This window comes from Kineosporia corallincola, from assembly GCF_018499875.1.
In the GTDB taxonomy this organism is placed as follows: Bacteria; Actinomycetota; Actinomycetes; order Actinomycetales; family Kineosporiaceae; genus Kineosporia; species Kineosporia corallincola.
In genome coordinates, this window is sequence record NZ_JAHBAY010000007.1 from 44,092 (window position 1) to 60,398 (window position 16,307).

A 16,307-nucleotide genomic window follows, 5' to 3' on the forward strand; every position below is an offset into this window, starting at 1 on the left:
TCAACCCGGATCCCCGCGTCGGCAACCCGGGGCGCGGCCGGATCGACCGGAGTCCCCGGCGGCCCGACGGACCCGTCCGCTCTTCAACCCTTGCCGGCCTCAAGAATCGCTACCACCGTGTCCAGCTGCTGATCCAGCCCCTCGGTGGTCTGCACCGCGGCCTCCAGCTCCTGCTTGGCCTGCGCGAACAGCTCGACGATCCCGTCCACACCCAGGGCGGCGCCCTGCTCGATGCCCTCCTCGGACACGGAGATCGCCTGTTTCAGCTCGTTCACGGCGCTGACGTAATGCGCCCTGACGGCGTCCACCGCCTGGATGTTGTCGTCGAGCTTGCTCACGCTGGCCCTCCCGGCATCGCGACCTCCCGGCAAACTACCCAAAAGAGATACCACGTACACCATGCGTTACGGATCATGCCGAGCCGATCCGGACTTTCCGATCTCCGGGCCTGGCGGAAGCAGGGGCACCGCAGCGGCGCGAATTATCCCGCGCACGCCCCACAAGATCTTGCCTAAGCTCGGAGGCATGGACGAGGTGATCGAAGAGGCCGCGGACCGGCTCGCCACGCTGCCCGGCGTCGAGGCCGTCACCCTCGGCGGCTCGCGGGCCCAGGGCACCGCCCGCCCGGACAGCGACTGGGACCTGGGCGTCTACTACCAGGACGGGTTCGATCCGCGTCACATCAACGACCTGGGATACGAGGGAAGGGTTTTCGGGCTCGGCGAATGGGGCGGCGGCGTCTTCGACTCGGGTGCCTGGCTGCGTGTTGACGGGCGCTCTGTCGACGTCCATTATCGGAATCTGGGGGCCGTCACGAACGAGGTGGCACGTGCGGAACGGGGGGAGTTCGACATCGAGCCGTTGATGTTTCATCTCGCCGGCATTCCGACCTACCTGGTGGTGGCCGAGCTCGCCGTCAACCGGCTGCTGCGTGGCACGGCGCCGGTGGTCGGGGCATATCCGCGGCAGCTCCGGCGAAAAGCGGCCAGGGTCTGGGCCGATCGCGCCGCCATGCACCTCGCCTACGCGGAGAACAACCAGCAACGCACGATGCAGTGCCTGGGACTGATCGCGGTGGCGGTCGCCGAGTACGCACACGCGGTGGTCGCGTCCGAGGGCATCTGGGTCACTAACGAGAAACGCCTGACCAAACAAGCAAAAATGGTGGACGTCGATGAGCTCGTCAGAACCTCCACCAGCACAGGTCAACTCATCCGTGCCGTCCGGGAGCTGAGCCCGGTCCAGGCGGTTTCGGCATGACGGGCGTGACGGGCATGACGGGCATGACAGTGGTCTTCGACGGCAGACTGATCGTCGCCGGCACCGGGATCTCGCTGAGGCCGGTCGACCGCAGTGTCCGGATGACACGTGACGCCAATGCTTACGAGGGGCAGAGCAACGGTCTGCTGGGCGCGGTTTTTCCCGGCCTGCTCGAGATGAGCACCGGGCTGCACCGGGGCTCCGTCGGGTTCCGTCTGGTGGTGGCCGACCAGGCTCCTCAGATCGAGGACGACTGGGAAGACGTCGTGGAGGCGTCTTTCGTTCCCGTGGGGCCCAGTCAGCTGCAATGGTGGAACCCGGTGTGCCGGTTCGACCTACCGGCAGTGCCGCATCGGGTCCGGTTCAGTGCCCGCGGCATGGACGAGGCCCGCCGGCATCCCTGGCGGGCCGACCACGCACCTGTGATCGACCACTACGAGCTCGCCTTCTGGCCCGCGCCACCGGCCCCCGACGTCGTGGTGCGCAAGGGCAGCGCGTGCGCCGCCTACTGGCACGACGAGAACCCGCGGTCCCGCCCCGCAGGGCTGCGCGGGGGCAGCGACGCCGTGAATCGGCTGCTGCACTGGGCCGAGCCGCCGTTGAGGTCGTGTCTGCGTCGTCCTGACTTCGCCTTCCGGCTGCCGCAGTTCGACCCGGAGCTCGCGCAGCGCCTGGCCCTCGCCGACACCCCGACCCTGCGCGCGATCTCCAGCTGGGCGGCCCGGTACGCCTGCACCGCATCGGGGCTGGCCGCGGCGGTTCCCGAGGTCGCCCTCGCCCTGGACCATCTGGACCGGGCCGAGCCACTGCCCCAGCCGTTTGACGGCGACGAAGACGACGACGAAGACGACGCCCGATGGCAGCTGCTGGTCGGTGACGAGGCGTTCGAGGATCTGGTCTACGACCAGAGCATCGTGGCGGACGGGCGGGTGGAGACCCGCTGGTTCTTCGTGATGGAGGTGATCGGCGAGGCCGCGCACGAAGACCCGCTCAGAGCAGCGGTTTTCGCTCTGTGGCGCTGCGCCAACAGTTTTGGCGACGAGCACCGCCGGGAGGTGCTGGCCGAGGCGTCCCGACGGTTCCTGTCATGACCTGAAGCGGCTCACCAGCGTCTGGAGATTGGACGACAGGTTCGCGAGTTCGGTGGCGGCCCGCTGGGCGTCGGCGATGCCCTGGCCGGACGACTCGGCGGCCCGGGCGACGGACTGCACGTCATTGGCGATGCTGGTGGAACCGCCGGCCGCCTCGCTGATGGTGCGCGAGATCTCGTTCGTCACCGCGGTCTGTTCCTCCACCGCCGAGGCGATCGTGGTCTGGAACGAGTTGATGTCCTCGATGGTGCGGGTGATCCGGTCGATCGCGTCGACGGCGGCGCGGGTGTCGGTCTGGATCGCCTCGACCCGGTGGCTGATGTCCTCGGTCGCCCGGGCCGTTTCCTGGGCGAGTTGCTTCACTTCCTCGGCGACCACCGCGAAGCCCTTACCGGCGTCCCCTGCTCGTGCCGCCTCGATGGTGGCGTTCAGGGCCAGCAGGTTGGTCTGCTCGGCGATCGTGGTGATGGTCTTGACCACGTTGCCGATCTCCTCGCTGGAAGACCCCAGCTTGGCCACGGTCTCGCCGGCCTGGGCCGCCTCGGACACCGCCGACGCGGCCACCCGCACCGCCTCCGACGACGACTGGGCGATCTCGCGGATGCTGGCCGACATCTCCTCGGTGCCGGCGGCCACGGTCTGAACGTTGCTGGACACCTGTGACGACGTCGCGCCGAGGGCATGTGCCTGGTTGGTGGCCTGATCGGAGTTCGCGGCGATCTGCGACGAGACCGCCGTCAGCTCCTCCGCGCTGCCGGCCAGAGTGCCCGCCGTGCCACTGATCTCGTGCATCGCCTGCCGGAGCGAGGCCTGTGCGGCGTTGAGCGACCTGGCCATCTGGCCGATCTCGTCCCGGGCCTCGGCGGGCACGCTGTGGGTGAGGTCCCCGGCGGCCAGGGCGTCGATGGCATCCCGCACCCGGGCCACCGAGTTCGCCACCAGCTGGGCGATCCAGTAGCCGAACAGCACCAGCAACAGTGCACCCAGCACGGTGAAGATCCAGATCATGCGGGTGGCCGAACTCGCCGCCGAGGCGCCCGAGGCCACCGCCTCGTTCATCGCCTCGGTGTACGAGTCGGCCAGGCCGCCGGTCTTCGTGAGCGCCTCGTCGGCGGTCGGGTTGAAGTCGGTCTTCACCCGGTCACCGAGCTCGCGGTACTCCGCTCCGGTCAGCAGCGCGGTGCTCTCGGCCAGCGGCGCGAGGCGGTCCTGATAGATCGAGAGCATCTGCGTCAGCAGCGACAAGCCGTCGCTGATCAGCTGTTTCTGGGCCGCGGTGGGGTTCTGCTGATTGAGCGTGTTCAGGGCGTCGGTGACGACGGTGGCGTTCTTCTCCATGCCGGCCTTGGCCGCGTCGATGTCTTCCTGGGTGTAAGACAGACCGGCCTGCAACACGAACCGCCGGTACCGGGCCAGCGATGTGGTGGCGTCCTTGGCCAGGCTCACCTGCGCGGCGGTGACCTCACCGGTGTGCCTGGCCTTGTTCTGCACATTGTTGACGGCCGACGAACCGGTGTAGCCCACGGCCACGGTGAGCAGCAGCGCGAGCCCGACCAGGGTGAGGATCTTCGCGCTCAGTTTGAGGTCGGCGAATCGCTGGCGTGGCGAGCGGCCGGGGGCGCGGGACACAGCAGACACAGACAACTGAACTTCTCCTGGTGCCGGAATGATCAATGATCACCCATCGGCGCGCGGATGCGTCTCCTTGAACGGTCTCCCGTGCGAGGGCGGGAAAGGGGCGTGTGCCCAAGATTGTCGGTGGTGCCTGGCAGCATGATCGCCATGGACATCGAGGGGACGCGGCGGGTGGTCTTCGACGGGCGCATGCATGTCGCGTACGGGCAGGCATACCTGGAATCACTGCATCCAGAAGTGCATTTCGACTATCGTCAGGCATTCGACGGGCAGATCAACGGCTTGCTCGGCGCGGGTGACGGAACCGGGCTCTACCTCACCACCGGCCTGCACACCGGGAGCGTCGGATTCCGGCTGGTGATCGCCGATCACGCACCCGATCCAGGCCCGGAGTGGGAAGAGCTGGTGGAACTGTCCTTTCGGCCGTCCGGGCCGAGCGCGGTGATGCAGTGGGGCGGCGACCTGCTCGTCAAGTTCGATCTGCCGCCGGTGTGGCACCGGGCGCGCTACTGCGCCAGGGGCATGGACGAGGGGCGGGCGGCCGACGTCGTGATGGCGGAGGAGGCGCTCGTCGACCACTACGGACTCATCCTCTGGCCGGCCGATCCGGCGCCGGAGCAGATCGTTCGGCAGACCAGCGAGATCGCCGCCTACTGGCACGACGTGCGTCATCACGTCAAAGCCCGGCAGCGCCGAATCCTCAGCTGGTGGGGTGAGAACCCGCCCAGCGAGCGGCTGATCGACATTCACGCGGCGCGCTGGCTGGTGCGGCGCCGGCGCGACCTGGCCGAGGCGCTGGCGGCCGCCGAACCCGCTGCCCAGCGAGCCGTGGCCTACTGGGCGGCGCGCCGGTGCTGCGCCGAGGCCCGCATCGATCACATCGACCCGATCGCGGCGGCGCTGCGCATGCAGAGCCGCAACGAGATGCTCCCGCCCGGCTTCGAGCGTTGGCCGTTTCTGCGCACGGCCCGTCAGGAGACCCAGCAGGCCCGGGCCCGGGCCGCCATGGGAGACGCCGAGGCACCGCACGGCATCCACCGGCAGAGCTGGACACTCACGGCGCTCCAGGGCGCGGACGACGAAAACCCTCTCCTGGCCGCCATCCGGGCCCTCACCGAGGGCGCCATGGTGTTCGAAGACGACGAGGTGTTCCTGAGCGAGGCGGGCGAGGTGCTGGCGGCGGCGGGTCCGGGGCCCGACCCACGACACGACCCCTACCACGGGGATCTTCACGCCCGCATCGTGTGGGGTGACGAACCGCCGGCCTCGCGGCTGCGGCAGGCGTTCCCGCGCGACTTCATCGCCGACGACCAGGCGCTGGCCGAGCAACTGGCCGACGCCTCGCCCGTGGTCCAGCGCGCCGTGGCCCGGTGGGCCGCCCGCACCGCCTGCACGGCCGCGGGTCTCACCGCCGCGCTACCGGAGGTCGCGCTGGCGCTCGATCACCTCGACCGGGGCGAAGCGCTGCCCCCGCCGTTCGGCGAGGAGCAACACGAATGGTCGCTCCTACAACGGGAAGAGGCCCCCGACGGCACCATCGCCGTCGACGACCTGCCCAACTTCTCCCGCCCGCACTACACGCTGCCGGTGATCCGGCAGGCGAGCCATCCCGACCCGCTGCGGGCCGCCGCGCACGCACTGTGGACGGCCGCGTGCAGTTTCGGCAACGACCACCGGCGGGAGGTGCTCGACGGTGCGGCGGCACTCATAGCGCGTCCATGACCGGCTCGTACTCCTGGGCCAGCATCGCGACCATGTCGGCCCGCCCGAGTTCCGCGGTGGCGGTGAGCACCTCGGCGTCGATGGTGGTCCGGTCGAGCGGCATCACCTGCGGGGCGACGGTCCAGGTGCGGCGCGGGGGATTGAGCGCCTCGTCGCGCAGGCGGGCGAGCAGGGCGGCGTAGTGTGGGCTGGGCCGGGCGATGTTCTCCTTCACGAACGGCTTCTGCCCCCAGGCCAGCCGGCAGCCCAGCCAGCGCATGAAGGGCCCCAGGTCGTCCTGCTGGAACCCGAAGGCCCGGGTCATCACCACCAGCGCCGACGGGGCGCCGGCCTGGAACGCCTGGTCCACCGGAACCGGCGCCACGATGCCGCCGTCGATGTAGCGCCGCCCGTCCAGCGGAACCCGCTTGTTGTAGAGCGCGGGCAGGGCCGCGGTCGCACGCAGCACCTCGAACAGGTCGTGCCCGTCCCGGTTCGACACCACGCGGGCGGCGCCGGTCGCGGCGTCGGTGAGCACCGTGAGCAGCTCCGCCGGAGCGGCCTCCAGCGCGTCCAGGTCCAGAGGGCTGAGCCGGCGCAGCACGTCGTCCACCAGGTGGTCCACGTCCACCACGCGCCACAGGCGTCGCGGGTTGATGAACTGCCGGTGGCTCAGACGGTCGATGTAGATCCGCATCCCGGCCTTCGCCTGACCGGCCAGGAAGTAGGCACCGTTGATCGCACCCGCGCTGCTGCCCACCACCACCCGGAACGCCTGGCGCAGACCGGCGTCCTCCAGTGCCGCCAGTGCTCCGATCGAGTACACCCCGCGCATGCCACCGCCCTGCACCACCAGGGCGGGTTTTCCCGTGGGATCGTCCGTGCCCGCACACTGTGAGAGGAATTCACCGAGGTCCAACAGCTCTCCCCACGAACGTGCCAGCAAGAAATGTCAGGCTAAACCAGGGCAAGAGGTCCGTAGGTTAACGATCAAGGTCGGGAACACGCCTGAGCCTGTGACCCGTCCGCAAAGCGTCCCACCCCCATATTCTCGAAGACGTGACGCAGACTGAGGGCATTCGTACGCCGGCCTCCTGGGTCGTCGTCGGTCTCGACAACGGGGGCACCACCGACAACGCGACCGTGCTGGACGCGACCGGGTCGTTCCTGGTCGACCAGCTGGTCGAGATCCCGAGTCGAGTGCTCGACGGACCCGAACTGGCCGTCGAGGCGCTGGCGGACTCGTTCGAGAACATCATCCGCATCACCAACACACCGCTGACCCTGGTCAAGGCGATCGGGCTGGACACTCCCGGCCCGGCCAGCGCCACCGGGGTGATCTCCTCCAAGGGGGCCACCAACTTCTCGGCGGTCAGCTGGCACGGGTTCGACATCCGCGCCGCGCTGGAACGCCGGCTCGGTCTGCCCGTCGTCTACAACAACGACGCCAACGCCGCCGCCCTCTATGCCCACCACCGTTACTTCGGCCCCGACCAGGCGCTCCAGAAGTCGTCCGTGGCCGGCATCGTCGGCACCGGCTTCGGCGGCGGGGTGGTCGAGGGCGGCCGGGTGATCAAGGGCGCCGCGGGCATGGCCGGCGAACTCGGGCACGTGCAGATCCCCTTGCAGGACGTGCTGGAAGAAGGGCAGCCGGCACCGCGCTGCAACTGCGGATTCTTCGGCGACGTCGAGAGTTTCGCATCGCTCACCGGCATCAAGAACAACCTGCTGCCGTACTGGCTGACCCGGTTCCCCGGGCACCCGCTCGCCGCCGAGCCGATCGAGCGCGCCGCCAAGCTGCTGCGCGGCTACGGCGAGAAGGAGGACCCGCTGGCCCTGGCCGTGTTCGGCCAGCAGGCCAAGGCGATCGGCAAGCTCTTCACCATCGCCGCCAACTTCACCGACCCGGACGTGTACTTCATCGGCGGCGGTGTGGTCGAGGCCGAACCGTCCTTCCGCCAGTGGTTCCTCAACACCGTGCGCGAGCACACCCAGCTGCGGCACGAGCAGCTCGCCGTCGCCTCCTTCGAGCTGGTGCCCGACCGCGACATGGCCGGTGCGCGGGGCGCGGCCGTCGCCGCCTTCGACGCGGTGGTGGCGAACGTGGTGGCCCAGACTCCGGGAGTGAACGCGGTCTGAGGCCGGGTCCGCACGCCCGGCCAGGATCAGGCGCTCCCGCTCCGACGGAGCGGGAGCGCCGTCCGTTTGCCACCTCGTACCGTCCGAATCCCTTGCCCACGAATCATTCTTGCCCGAATTCGGGCAGAAGTTGACCCGCCCGCCACCCCGGGTCAGGATGAGTCCGGTGGACGACGAGATCGTGCTCCGGATCGCCGAATCGCTGGGGATCGGCCAGAGCGAGGCCCAGCGGGTGGTGTCCGACGTCGTCGACTACTACCGCGAGCCCCTGGACGTCTGGATCAGGCGGCGACACCGGGAGTGCAAGCGCGAGAGGATGCGAAATCCTCAGATCTATGAGCTTTTACAGCAGGAAGCGGCCGAGCGGGTGGTGGCCGCACCGATCCTGAGCGAACGGCAGATCCGCCGGATCATCTCGGGCTGAGAGGAATTCATCATGTGTGGGATCGTGGCGTACATCGGCGACCAGCAAGCGGCGCCGATCATTCTCGACGGCCTGACCCGGCTGGAGTACCGGGGGTACGACTCGGCCGGCATCGCGGTGTCCGAGAAGAAGACGGTCCGGGTGGCCCGGGCCGTCGGCCGGGTGCGGCACCTGCGCCAGGCCCTGCCGAAGAAGTTCACCGGCACCTCGGGCATCGGCCACACCCGCTGGGCCACGCACGGCCCGGCCACCGAGGAGAACGCGCACCCGCACAGCTCGGCCGACGGCCGGATCTCGCTGGTGCACAACGGCATCATCGACAACGCGGCCGAGCTCAAGGCCGAACTGGTCGCGGCCGGGGTGCCTTTCACCAGCGCAACCGACACGGAGGTGGTCGCCCACCTGATCGCCGCCGTCACCGCGCCCACCCTGGAACAGGCCGTGCTCGAGGTGACCAAGAAGCTCGAAGGCACCTACGGGCTGGCGGTTCTCGACACCGAGCACCCCGATCGTATCGTGCTGGCCCGCAGCGGCTCGCCGCTGATCATCGGGGTCGGCAAGAACGGCACCCACGTGGCCAGCGACATCGCCGCGCTGACACCCCACACCACGTCGGTGGTGCACCTCGAAGACGGTGAGCTGGCCACCGTCACGGCCTCCGGCTTCACCACCTTCACCCACGATCAGAGCGACACCTCCCGCCCGCCGACCGAGGTGCCGGCCGAGTCGGCGCACCAGGAGCTGGGCGAGTTCGCCCACCACATGCGCAAGGAGTACTGGGAACAGCCGGCCTCCGCCGCCCGGGCCCTGAAGGGCCGCCTGGAAGAGCGTTTCGGCACGGCCCGGCTCGACGGCCTGAACCTGGACGCCCGGGCCAAGCGGGCGATCCGCCGGGTCAAGATCCTCGGTTGCGGCTCGTCGTACTACGTCGGGCAGATGGGCGCCCAGATGATCGAGGAGCTGGCCCGCATCCCCGCGGACGCCGAGCCGGCCTCCGAATTCCGTTACCGCAACCCGATCATCGACCCGGAGACGCTGTACGTCGCGGTCAGCCAGTCCGGCGAGACCGCCGACACCCTCTTCGCGATCGACGAGATCAAGCGCAAGGGCGGTCAGGTGGTGGGCCTGGTGAACGTGGTCGGCTCGTCGATCGCCCGGGCCTGCGACGGCGGCATCTACCTGCACGCCGGCCCGGAGGTGGCGGTCGCCTCCACCAAGGCCCTGACCAACATGGCTCTTTCGTTCGGGCTGCTGGCCCTCGACCTCGGCCGCATCCGCGACCTGTCGATCGCCGACGCCAAGCGCATCATCGACGGGCTCCAGGCGATCCCCGGCCAGATCGACGAGATCCTGCGGCAGGAAGACCGGATCGCCGAGGTGGCCAAGCCGCTGTCGGCGTCCGCCAGCCTGTTCTTCGTCGGCCGGGTGCGGGGCTTCCCGGTGGCCCGTGAGGGCGCGCAGAAGTTCAAGGAGGTCTCCTACTGCCATGCCGAGGCCTACCAGAGCAGCGAGCTGAAACACGGTCCGCTGGCCCTGATCTCGGCACAGCTGCCGACCGTGGCCATCGTTCCGGACGACGAGCTGGTGCAGCGCAACGTCGGGGCCCTGCACGAGATCGCGGCCCGGGGCGGCCCGCTGGTCGCGATCACCCACGCCGGGGTGGACCTGTCCGGGCTCACCGCCGAGCGCATCGACGTGCCGAAGAACGAGGTGGAGCTCGACCCGATCCTGCTCACCATCCCGACCCAGCTGCTGGCTTACCATGCCGCCCTGGCCCTCGGGCACGACATCGACAAGCCGCGCAACCTGGCCAAGTCGGTCACGGTGGAGTAGCCCTGGGACTTTGGGCCTACGGCGTTCCGGCCGGCCACCGCTTGACTCCCTCCCGACACCCGGCGAGACGGAGGAGAGACGAACGTGGTGAGAGGGCTGATCGCGGCGCTGACGGCGATGGTGGTCGCGGTGGTCGCCGGAGTGGCGTTCGGATGGGTGCCGGGCTCCGGCTCGGCCGAGCTGACCGCCGCCGCACAGACCGGGCACGACGCCGGGCACGACATGGCGACGGCCGCGGCCCTGCCGCAAGACGACGCCACCACGGCGGCGGCCAAGAAGGCGACCCAGGACGCCGCCGACCAGGCGTCGAAGCAGGCCCGCAAGCAGACCACGAGCTCCACCACCGAGGCCGCCGCCGCGAAACAGGCCGCGAAGCAGGCCGACGCGGCGGACCAGGCCGACCAGGCGTCCGGCGCGACCACCACCTCGACCGACCACGCCATGTCGGCCATGAGCATGCCCAAGGGCACGTGGATCAACGTGGACAAGGCCGCCTGGAAGGCCCAGCTCGCCGAGTTCGACAAGACCAAGGCGCGCAAGGCCCCGGCCACCGCCAAGCAGAACACCGAGTTCAACGCGACCTGCACCTACAGCCACTCGGGCAAGAACGACGCCATCGTGTTCCCCGGCCAGCCCGGAAAGTCGCACCTGCACTCGTTTCTGGGCAACAAGTCGGCAGACGCGAACACCACGCTCGCCTCGCTGATGAAGTTCACCTCGACCACGTGCGTCCCCAAGAAGGACCACTCGGCGTACTGGGTGCCGTCCCTGACGAACAACAAGACCGGCAAGGCCGTGCAGCCCAGCCAGCTGATCGTCTACTACGGCAGCCTGCTCGACGACGCGAACAAGAAGAAGACCGTGCCGATGCCGAACGGCCTGCGGATGATCTACGGCGACGCCTCGCTCCAGAAGAACACCCCGGCCGGCTCGCAGAACGCGTTCTACTGCTCGGGTGGTCCGCTGGAGGGCAAGAGCCGCAGCACCGACGGCAACTGGCCGGTCTGCGGCGACGGCGGAACGGTGCACTTCATGATGCGCTTCCCGGACTGCTGGGACGGCAAGCACCTGGACAGCCCGGACCACAAGTCGCACGTCTCCTACGGCCAGCAGGGCGACTGCCCGAAGGCCTTCCCGGTGCGGATCCCCGCGGTCACCTGGTCGATCTACTACCCGACCCACGGCGTCACGGCCGGGTTCTCGCTCTCCTCGGGCAAGGCCTCGTCGATGCACGGTGACGCGTTCTTCGCCTGGGACACCAAGACGATGGCCGACCGGGTGAAGAGCTGCGTGCGCCAGATGGTCACCTGCGCCAGCAACGGCGAGTTCTAGGCAGGCCGGTCGATCCGGTAGACCACGTGCAGCGGCGGGTCCACCGGATTGTCCGGCTCCAGATCGCCTTCGGCCACCCGGTGGAAACCTGCCTTCTCGAGAGCCCGCCAGGAACGCCGGTTTCCGGCGGCGACGGGCACGATGACGCAGGTGGCCCCCGGGTGGTCGGCCCAGGTCTTCGTCGTCATCAATTGGATCATGCGCACGCCCAGACCCTGCCCGCGGCGCTCGTGCGCGGCCACGAAGTAGTCCAGGCTCATCGCCCCGGGCGGGACCTCGGTGATCCGGGCGAGCGGATCGCGGTACTCCGGGTAGTCGGCGAACACCGAGCGCTGGATCAGGCCGAACGGCTCGGCATCGAGCAGGGCCAGCCAGTCCTGGTTGGGCTCTTCTCCCCGCGCCGACGGGCCGAAGTCGCGGGCCACCGCCTCCGGGGTGGTCTCGTGGTTCCACCACCGGGTCACCAGCGGCTCACTCAGCCACTCGCGGATCATCGGGAAGTCGGCCTCGGTGACGCGGCGCCAGGTGAACGTCATGCCTCAGTGATCACCCTGATGGCGTAGGTGCAACTGCATGCGGGCGGCCTGTTCGACCTGGTTCGCGGTGCCGTCCGGCGCACAGTCTGCGCACCGGTGCACGACCTGGTCCAGCAGGTTCCGGTCCAGGCCCGGGAAATCGGTGTGGAGATCGTCGATGACGTCTCCCAGCTCCTGTTCGGTGAGCGTCATGCGTCCCAGGGTAAGTCGCCTGACGGGTGGATGCGCGGGCCCGCGGGAGGTGGCAGGCTGGTGCGGAACCCGAGGGGAGGGTTTCTCATGGGCCGCTACGGTGACGAGGTGGCCGGTCTGGCCACACCGATCCGGCACGACGAGAACCTCGGACGTCTGCTCGACCGGATCGGCGACCGGCGTGTGGTCATGCTGGGGGAGGCCAGCCACGGCAGTCACGAGTTCTACGACTGGCGCTCGGCGATCACCCGGCGCCTGGTCGAGGAGCTCGGATTCTCGTTCGTGGCCGTGGAGGGCGACTGGCCGGACTGCGAACGGGTCGACCGGTCGGTGCGTTTCACGCCGGACGCCGATCCGCGCGAGGCACTGCACGAGTACGCCCGCTGGCCCACCTGGATGTGGGCGAACGAGGAGCTGTCCGACTTCACCCGCTGGCTGCGGCGGCACAACGAGTTCCGGGAACCGCACGAACGCGTGGGTTTCCACGGTCTGGACGTGTACTCGCTCTGGGAGTCGCTGGAAGCGGTCATGGTGCACCTGCGGGAGCGGCACCCGCGGCTGGTTCCCCTGGCCCTGGCTGCCTTCCGGTGCTTCGACCCGTACCTCGACGACCCGCAGGAGTACGCGCTGTCCACCCGGCTCCAGCCGGACGGCTGCTCCTGCGAGGTGGCCGGCCTGCTCACCGCGATGCGCCGCCGCGACGACTTCGGCGCCTGGCAGAACGCCGAGGTGGTGGCGGGCGCCGAGTTCTACTACCGGGCACTGTTGCAAGGCGGCGCGGCCTCGTGGAACATTCGCGACCGGCACATGGACGCCACCCTGGCCCGGCTGCTCGACCACTATGGCCCCGGGTCGAAAGCCGTGGTGTGGGCGCACAACACGCACGTCGGTGACGCCCGGGGCAGCGTGATGGCCGAGCGCGGCGAGACCAGCATCGGCACGCTGGCCCGGCAGCGGTTCGGCGACGACGGCGTGGTGCTGGTCGGTTTCGGCACGCACCGTGGCACGGTGGTGGCGGGGGAGGACTGGGGCAGGCCGATGGAGGTGATGCCGGTGCCGGAGGCCCGGCCCGACTCGCTGGAGCACATTCTGCACGAAACCGCGCCGGATCAGGCGCTGTTGGTGTTCCCGCCGCGGGAGCACCAGCCCGATCTGCTGCGCACCCGGATCGGCCACCGGGCCATCGGCGTGGTCTACCGGCCCGACTGGGAGCGCTGGGGCAACTATGTGCCCACCACCCTGGGCGACCGCTACGACGCGTTCGTCTGGTGCGACGAGACCCGCGCGGTGCGGCCGCTGCACACCCGTCTGACCGACATCAGGGAACCGGAGACCTTTCCGACAGGAGTGTGAGCACATGACCACGACGACGGCAGCCTGCCTGATCCCCGCCGGGCGGGTGGAACTGGGGGCGGACATCCTGTTCCCCGACCAGTACCCGGCCGAGAGTCCCACCGGGGTGGTGCTCTTCGCCCACGGCAGCGGCAGTTCCCGGTTCAGCCCCCGAAACCGGGCGGTGGCCGCGGAACTCAACCGGCGCGGTCTCGCGGCCGTGCTGACCGACCTGCTCACGGACGACGAGGAGCAGGTCGACGGCCACACGGCGCAGTACCGGTTCGACATCCACCTGCTCACCGAGCGGCTCATCGCCGTGGTCGACTGGGCCACCGACGAGCCCTCACTGTCCGGCCTGCCGATCGGCACGTTCGGCGCCAGCACCGGAGCGGCCGCCGCGCTGGGGGCCGCCGCCTACCGCGGGGCCGACGTGCGGGCCGTGGTCTCCCGCGGTGGCCGGCCCGACCTGGCCGGGCCGGTGCTGGAGGAGGTCACGGCGCCCACGCTGTTCATCGTCGGCGCCAACGACCCCACCGTGCGCGAGCTCAACGAGCAGACCATGGCCGTGCTCTCCGCTCCCACCCAGCTGCACGTCATCCCCCGGGCCACCCACCTCTTCCCCGAACCGGGCGCGCTGGAAGAGGTTTCGCGCAGGGCCGGGGAGTGGTTCCAGCAGTACCTGGCGGGCGAGGGGTAACCGCGGTGTTCGCCGACCGCCACGACGCGGGGCGCCGTCTCGGGCAGCACCTGGTTGACCGGCTGGGCTTTCTGGTGCCCGCTGTTCGTCGTCCTCTGGTTCTGGCCCTGCCACGAGGAGGTGTGCCGGTGGGCGTGCCGGTGGCCGTCGCGCTGAACGGTGACCTCGACATCGTGATCGCCCGCAAGATCGCGGCACCCGGGCAGCCGGAGTACGGCATCGGGGCGCTGGCCGAGGACGGGCCGCCGGTGTTCGACGGCCGGGCGCTGGAGGCTCTGGGCCTGAGCGAGGCGGACCTGTCCGGCGCGGTGGAACACGAGCGCGCCGAGGTCGGCCGGCGCATGCTGCGCTACCGGGCCGGGCGCGCGGCCCCCGAGGCGCACGGGCGGATCGTGGTGGTGGTGGACGACGGCCTGGCCACCGGCGTCACCGCCCGCGCCACCCTGCGCTGGCTGCACGGCCACGAGCCGGCCTACCTGGTGCTGGCCGCTCCGGTGTGCTCGCGGCAGGCCCACGACGCGCTGGCCGGTGACGCGGATGTGCTTGCCTGCCTGCGGATTCCGGACGAGTTCCGGGCGGTGGGGGACTGGTACCAGGACTTCCGGCAGCTCACCGACGACGACGTGACCGGCCTGCTGACGGCGACCTGACGGGGTGGATCACGGGAGCGGGAGCAGGCTGGGCACGGTCAGGATCGAGGTCACCCCGATCAGGAGCCCGCCCAGTGCCCACCGCCAGCTCGGCCCGTGCCGCCGGCCGGTCAGCCGGTCGGCGTTGCGGATCAGCCGGCGCACCTCCGGCGGGGTGAGACGCCAGACGGTCAGGCCGGTCAGGTTGCCGGCCAGCAGGGCCAGCGCGATCGACCAGCCCCAGAGGTTGCGGGCGTGCGGCGCCGCCGCCACCAGCAGCAGCGACAGCGCGGGCCACGACAGCAGGCCCACCCCCACCGCGAGGGTCACCCGGTGCCCGCTCACCTGCTCCATCATCCGGCGGCCGTACTTGCCCACGTCGGCGCCGGCCGCCCGGTTCAGCGTGCCCACCCAGCGCATCGACCAGGGCCGGGCCGAGCGCTGGGCCCGGGCCAGGCCGGCCAGCGCGTCGGCGTCGTCGGGCACCACCCGCAGCAGACGGTGCCAGGCGTCGGTCTCCTCGCGGTAGCGCCGCCGGGCCCGGGCCAGCCGGGCCGACAGCTTGGCCTCGTCGATCTCGTCGTAGGTGCGCGAGCGCAGCAGACGCAGCGCCTGCTCGGCCGGTTCCAGCTGACCGCGGTTGAGATAGGCCGTCACCAGCGCCCATTCGGCCACCTGGTTCTCGATCGTCTCGCGCAGCGCGGCCTTCGCCACCCGCGCGGCCTCGGGCGGGCTGAGCGTGGTGAGCACGACGGCCCGCCAGGCCAGCACGGCGCCGGTGGGTGGGGCCTGCACCAGCGCGGCGAGCGCCCGCGTGGGCTGGTTCAGCTTGAGCAGGCAGCGAGCCGTCACGATCAGCACGGCCGGTTCGGCGGTCGCCAGAAACGGGGCGACCAGCGCCAGCCCGGCGGCGGGCTGATCGGCGTCGAGCAGCACCCGGGCCCGGGCCACCGCCTCGTCCGGTTCCCGGGCGGCCGGTCCCGGGTGGTCGCGCACGGCCGCGCGCACCGTCTCGTGCAGGCCGGTCAGGTCGGGAGCGGGGACGCCGGAGTTCACCACGGCCAGCGGCCGGTCGCCCCCGACCAGCTGCCGGCCGGCTGACCGGCGGGCCGGCCGGCGCGGGTCGCGGGTCAGCAGCAGGTGCGGGTCCACGCCGATGCGCCGCAGCGGGCGGATCCCGGCGAGCGCGCCGAGACCGGCCGCGGTGACCTGGGTTCCGCGAAGATCCAGCCACCGCAGCTGCTGACAGCGCCGGGCGAGGCGGCGTAGATCGTCGTCCGTGACCGGGAGCCCGGCCAGTGACAGACCGCGCAGACGGGTGGGCAGGGCGTCGAGGTGGTGCAGGGCCTCCGCCGAGGCGTCCAGGGCCAGCGTCAGTTGATGGACGTCGAGGGGGCCCTGCGCGTCGTACCACCGCTCCCAGCCGGTGCCGGTGGCGATCAGGTAGGTGCCCAGGCACACCCCGGTCGTCAGCGCCGGTGGGGCGTCGGTGGTGGTCAACGG

The 16,307-nt window shown here is 70.4% G+C and carries 16 protein-coding genes; 10 read left to right on the top strand and 6 right to left on the bottom strand.

Features of this window, described 5'->3' with window-relative positions; all coding sequences use genetic code 11:
- Positions 1–83 precede the first annotated feature (83 nt).
- The gene (locus tag KIH74_RS17655; RefSeq protein WP_214157073.1) at positions 84–338 is read right to left on the bottom strand and encodes a hypothetical protein; all 255 of its coding nucleotides are present in this window, start codon (positions 336–338) and stop codon (positions 84–86) included.
- A gap of 187 nt (positions 339–525) precedes the next feature.
- Between KIH74_RS17655 and KIH74_RS17660 the strand changes: the two genes are divergently transcribed.
- Complete coding sequence (locus KIH74_RS17660; RefSeq protein WP_372492089.1) at positions 526–1,260, top strand: nucleotidyltransferase domain-containing protein; 735 nt, start codon at positions 526–528, stop codon at positions 1,258–1,260.
- Positions 1,257–2,351, top strand: coding sequence for a hypothetical protein (locus tag KIH74_RS17665; RefSeq protein WP_214157075.1), 1,095 nt, complete (start codon positions 1,257–1,259; stop codon positions 2,349–2,351). The genes KIH74_RS17660 and KIH74_RS17665 overlap by 4 nt, the downstream gene beginning before the upstream one ends.
- Here KIH74_RS17665 and KIH74_RS17670 read toward each other — a convergent pair.
- Positions 2,346–3,989, bottom strand: a complete 1,644-nt coding sequence (locus tag KIH74_RS17670; RefSeq protein WP_308113904.1) for a methyl-accepting chemotaxis protein — start codon at positions 3,987–3,989, stop codon at positions 2,346–2,348. The two genes, KIH74_RS17665 and KIH74_RS17670, sit on opposite strands and share 6 nt — an antisense overlap.
- Positions 3,990–4,112: 123 nt before the next feature.
- Here KIH74_RS17670 and KIH74_RS17675 point away from each other — a divergent pair, with 123 nt between their 5' ends.
- The gene (locus KIH74_RS17675; protein ID WP_214157077.1) at positions 4,113–5,708 is read left to right on the top strand and encodes a hypothetical protein; all 1,596 of its coding nucleotides are present in this window, start codon (positions 4,113–4,115) and stop codon (positions 5,706–5,708) included.
- Here KIH74_RS17675 and KIH74_RS17680 read toward each other — a convergent pair.
- Positions 5,692–6,606, bottom strand: coding sequence for a patatin-like phospholipase family protein (locus KIH74_RS17680; protein ID WP_214157078.1), 915 nt, complete (start codon positions 6,604–6,606; stop codon positions 5,692–5,694). The two genes, KIH74_RS17675 and KIH74_RS17680, sit on opposite strands and share 17 nt — an antisense overlap.
- A 140-nt stretch (positions 6,607–6,746) precedes the next feature.
- Here KIH74_RS17680 and KIH74_RS17685 point away from each other — a divergent pair, with 140 nt between their 5' ends.
- The 4 genes from KIH74_RS17685 (at position 6,747) to KIH74_RS17700 (ending at position 11,415) form a co-directional block, all read left to right on the top strand.
- Positions 6,747–7,826, top strand: a complete 1,080-nt coding sequence (locus tag KIH74_RS17685) for an ROK family protein (RefSeq protein ID WP_214157079.1) — start codon at positions 6,747–6,749, stop codon at positions 7,824–7,826.
- 166 nt (positions 7,827–7,992) lie between these two features.
- Positions 7,993–8,250 (top strand): hypothetical protein, encoded by a 258-nt coding sequence (locus tag KIH74_RS17690; RefSeq protein WP_214157080.1) that lies wholly within the window; start codon positions 7,993–7,995, stop codon positions 8,248–8,250.
- A gap of 12 nt (positions 8,251–8,262) precedes the next feature.
- On the top strand, positions 8,263–10,083 hold the full coding sequence (glmS, locus tag KIH74_RS17695) for a glutamine--fructose-6-phosphate transaminase (isomerizing) (RefSeq protein ID WP_214157081.1): 1,821 nt from the start codon (positions 8,263–8,265) through the stop codon (positions 10,081–10,083).
- 84 nt (positions 10,084–10,167) lie between these two features.
- Positions 10,168–11,415, top strand: a complete 1,248-nt coding sequence (locus KIH74_RS17700) for a DUF1996 domain-containing protein (RefSeq protein WP_214157082.1) — start codon at positions 10,168–10,170, stop codon at positions 11,413–11,415.
- Here the strand turns inward: KIH74_RS17700 and KIH74_RS17705 are convergent.
- Both KIH74_RS17705 and KIH74_RS17710 read right to left on the bottom strand, forming a co-directional pair.
- Positions 11,412–11,951, bottom strand: a complete 540-nt coding sequence (locus KIH74_RS17705) for a GNAT family N-acetyltransferase (RefSeq protein WP_214157083.1) — start codon at positions 11,949–11,951, stop codon at positions 11,412–11,414. The two genes, KIH74_RS17700 and KIH74_RS17705, sit on opposite strands and share 4 nt — an antisense overlap.
- Before the next feature lie 3 nt (positions 11,952–11,954).
- Complete coding sequence (locus KIH74_RS17710) at positions 11,955–12,143, bottom strand: hypothetical protein (RefSeq protein WP_214157084.1); 189 nt, start codon at positions 12,141–12,143, stop codon at positions 11,955–11,957.
- Between the two features lie 189 nt (positions 12,144–12,332).
- On the opposite strand from KIH74_RS17710, the gene KIH74_RS17715 reads away from it, so the two are divergent.
- From KIH74_RS17715 to KIH74_RS17725, 3 genes are read left to right on the top strand one after another with little or no spacing between them, the layout of a single operon-like run.
- On the top strand, positions 12,333–13,496 hold the full coding sequence (locus KIH74_RS17715; RefSeq protein ID WP_372492090.1) for an erythromycin esterase family protein: 1,164 nt from the start codon (positions 12,333–12,335) through the stop codon (positions 13,494–13,496).
- Positions 13,497–13,500: 4 nt separating this feature from the next.
- On the top strand, positions 13,501–14,175 hold the full coding sequence (locus KIH74_RS17720; protein WP_214157086.1) for a dienelactone hydrolase family protein: 675 nt from the start codon (positions 13,501–13,503) through the stop codon (positions 14,173–14,175).
- Positions 14,176–14,180: 5 nt separating this feature from the next.
- On the top strand, positions 14,181–14,825 hold the full coding sequence (locus KIH74_RS17725) for a phosphoribosyltransferase (protein ID WP_214157087.1): 645 nt from the start codon (positions 14,181–14,183) through the stop codon (positions 14,823–14,825).
- Positions 14,826–14,834: 9 nt separating this feature from the next.
- Here KIH74_RS17725 and KIH74_RS17730 read toward each other — a convergent pair whose 3' ends face one another.
- Positions 14,835–16,304, bottom strand: a complete 1,470-nt coding sequence (locus tag KIH74_RS17730; protein ID WP_214157088.1) for a leucine-rich repeat domain-containing protein — start codon at positions 16,302–16,304, stop codon at positions 14,835–14,837.
- Positions 16,305–16,307: the final 3 nt, after the last annotated feature.

Excerpts from the sequence above, each read along its gene's own strand:
- KIH74_RS17660 (WP_372492089.1), top strand. The coding sequence starts at position 526 with ATGGACGAGGTGATCGAAGAGGCCGCGGACCGGCTCGCCACGCTGCCC.
- KIH74_RS17665 (WP_214157075.1), top strand. The coding sequence starts at position 1,257 with ATGACGGGCGTGACGGGCATGACGGGCATGACAGTGGTCTTCGACGGC.
- glmS (WP_214157081.1), top strand. The coding sequence starts at position 8,263 with ATGTGTGGGATCGTGGCGTACATCGGCGACCAGCAAGCGGCGCCGATC.
- KIH74_RS17705 (WP_214157083.1), bottom strand. The coding sequence starts at position 11,951 with ATGACGTTCACCTGGCGCCGCGTCACCGAGGCCGACTTCCCGATGATC.
- KIH74_RS17710 (WP_214157084.1), bottom strand. The coding sequence starts at position 12,143 with ATGACGCTCACCGAACAGGAGCTGGGAGACGTCATCGACGATCTCCAC.
- KIH74_RS17715 (WP_372492090.1), top strand. The coding sequence starts at position 12,333 with ATGCTGGGGGAGGCCAGCCACGGCAGTCACGAGTTCTACGACTGGCGC.
- KIH74_RS17720 (WP_214157086.1), top strand. The coding sequence starts at position 13,501 with ATGACCACGACGACGGCAGCCTGCCTGATCCCCGCCGGGCGGGTGGAA.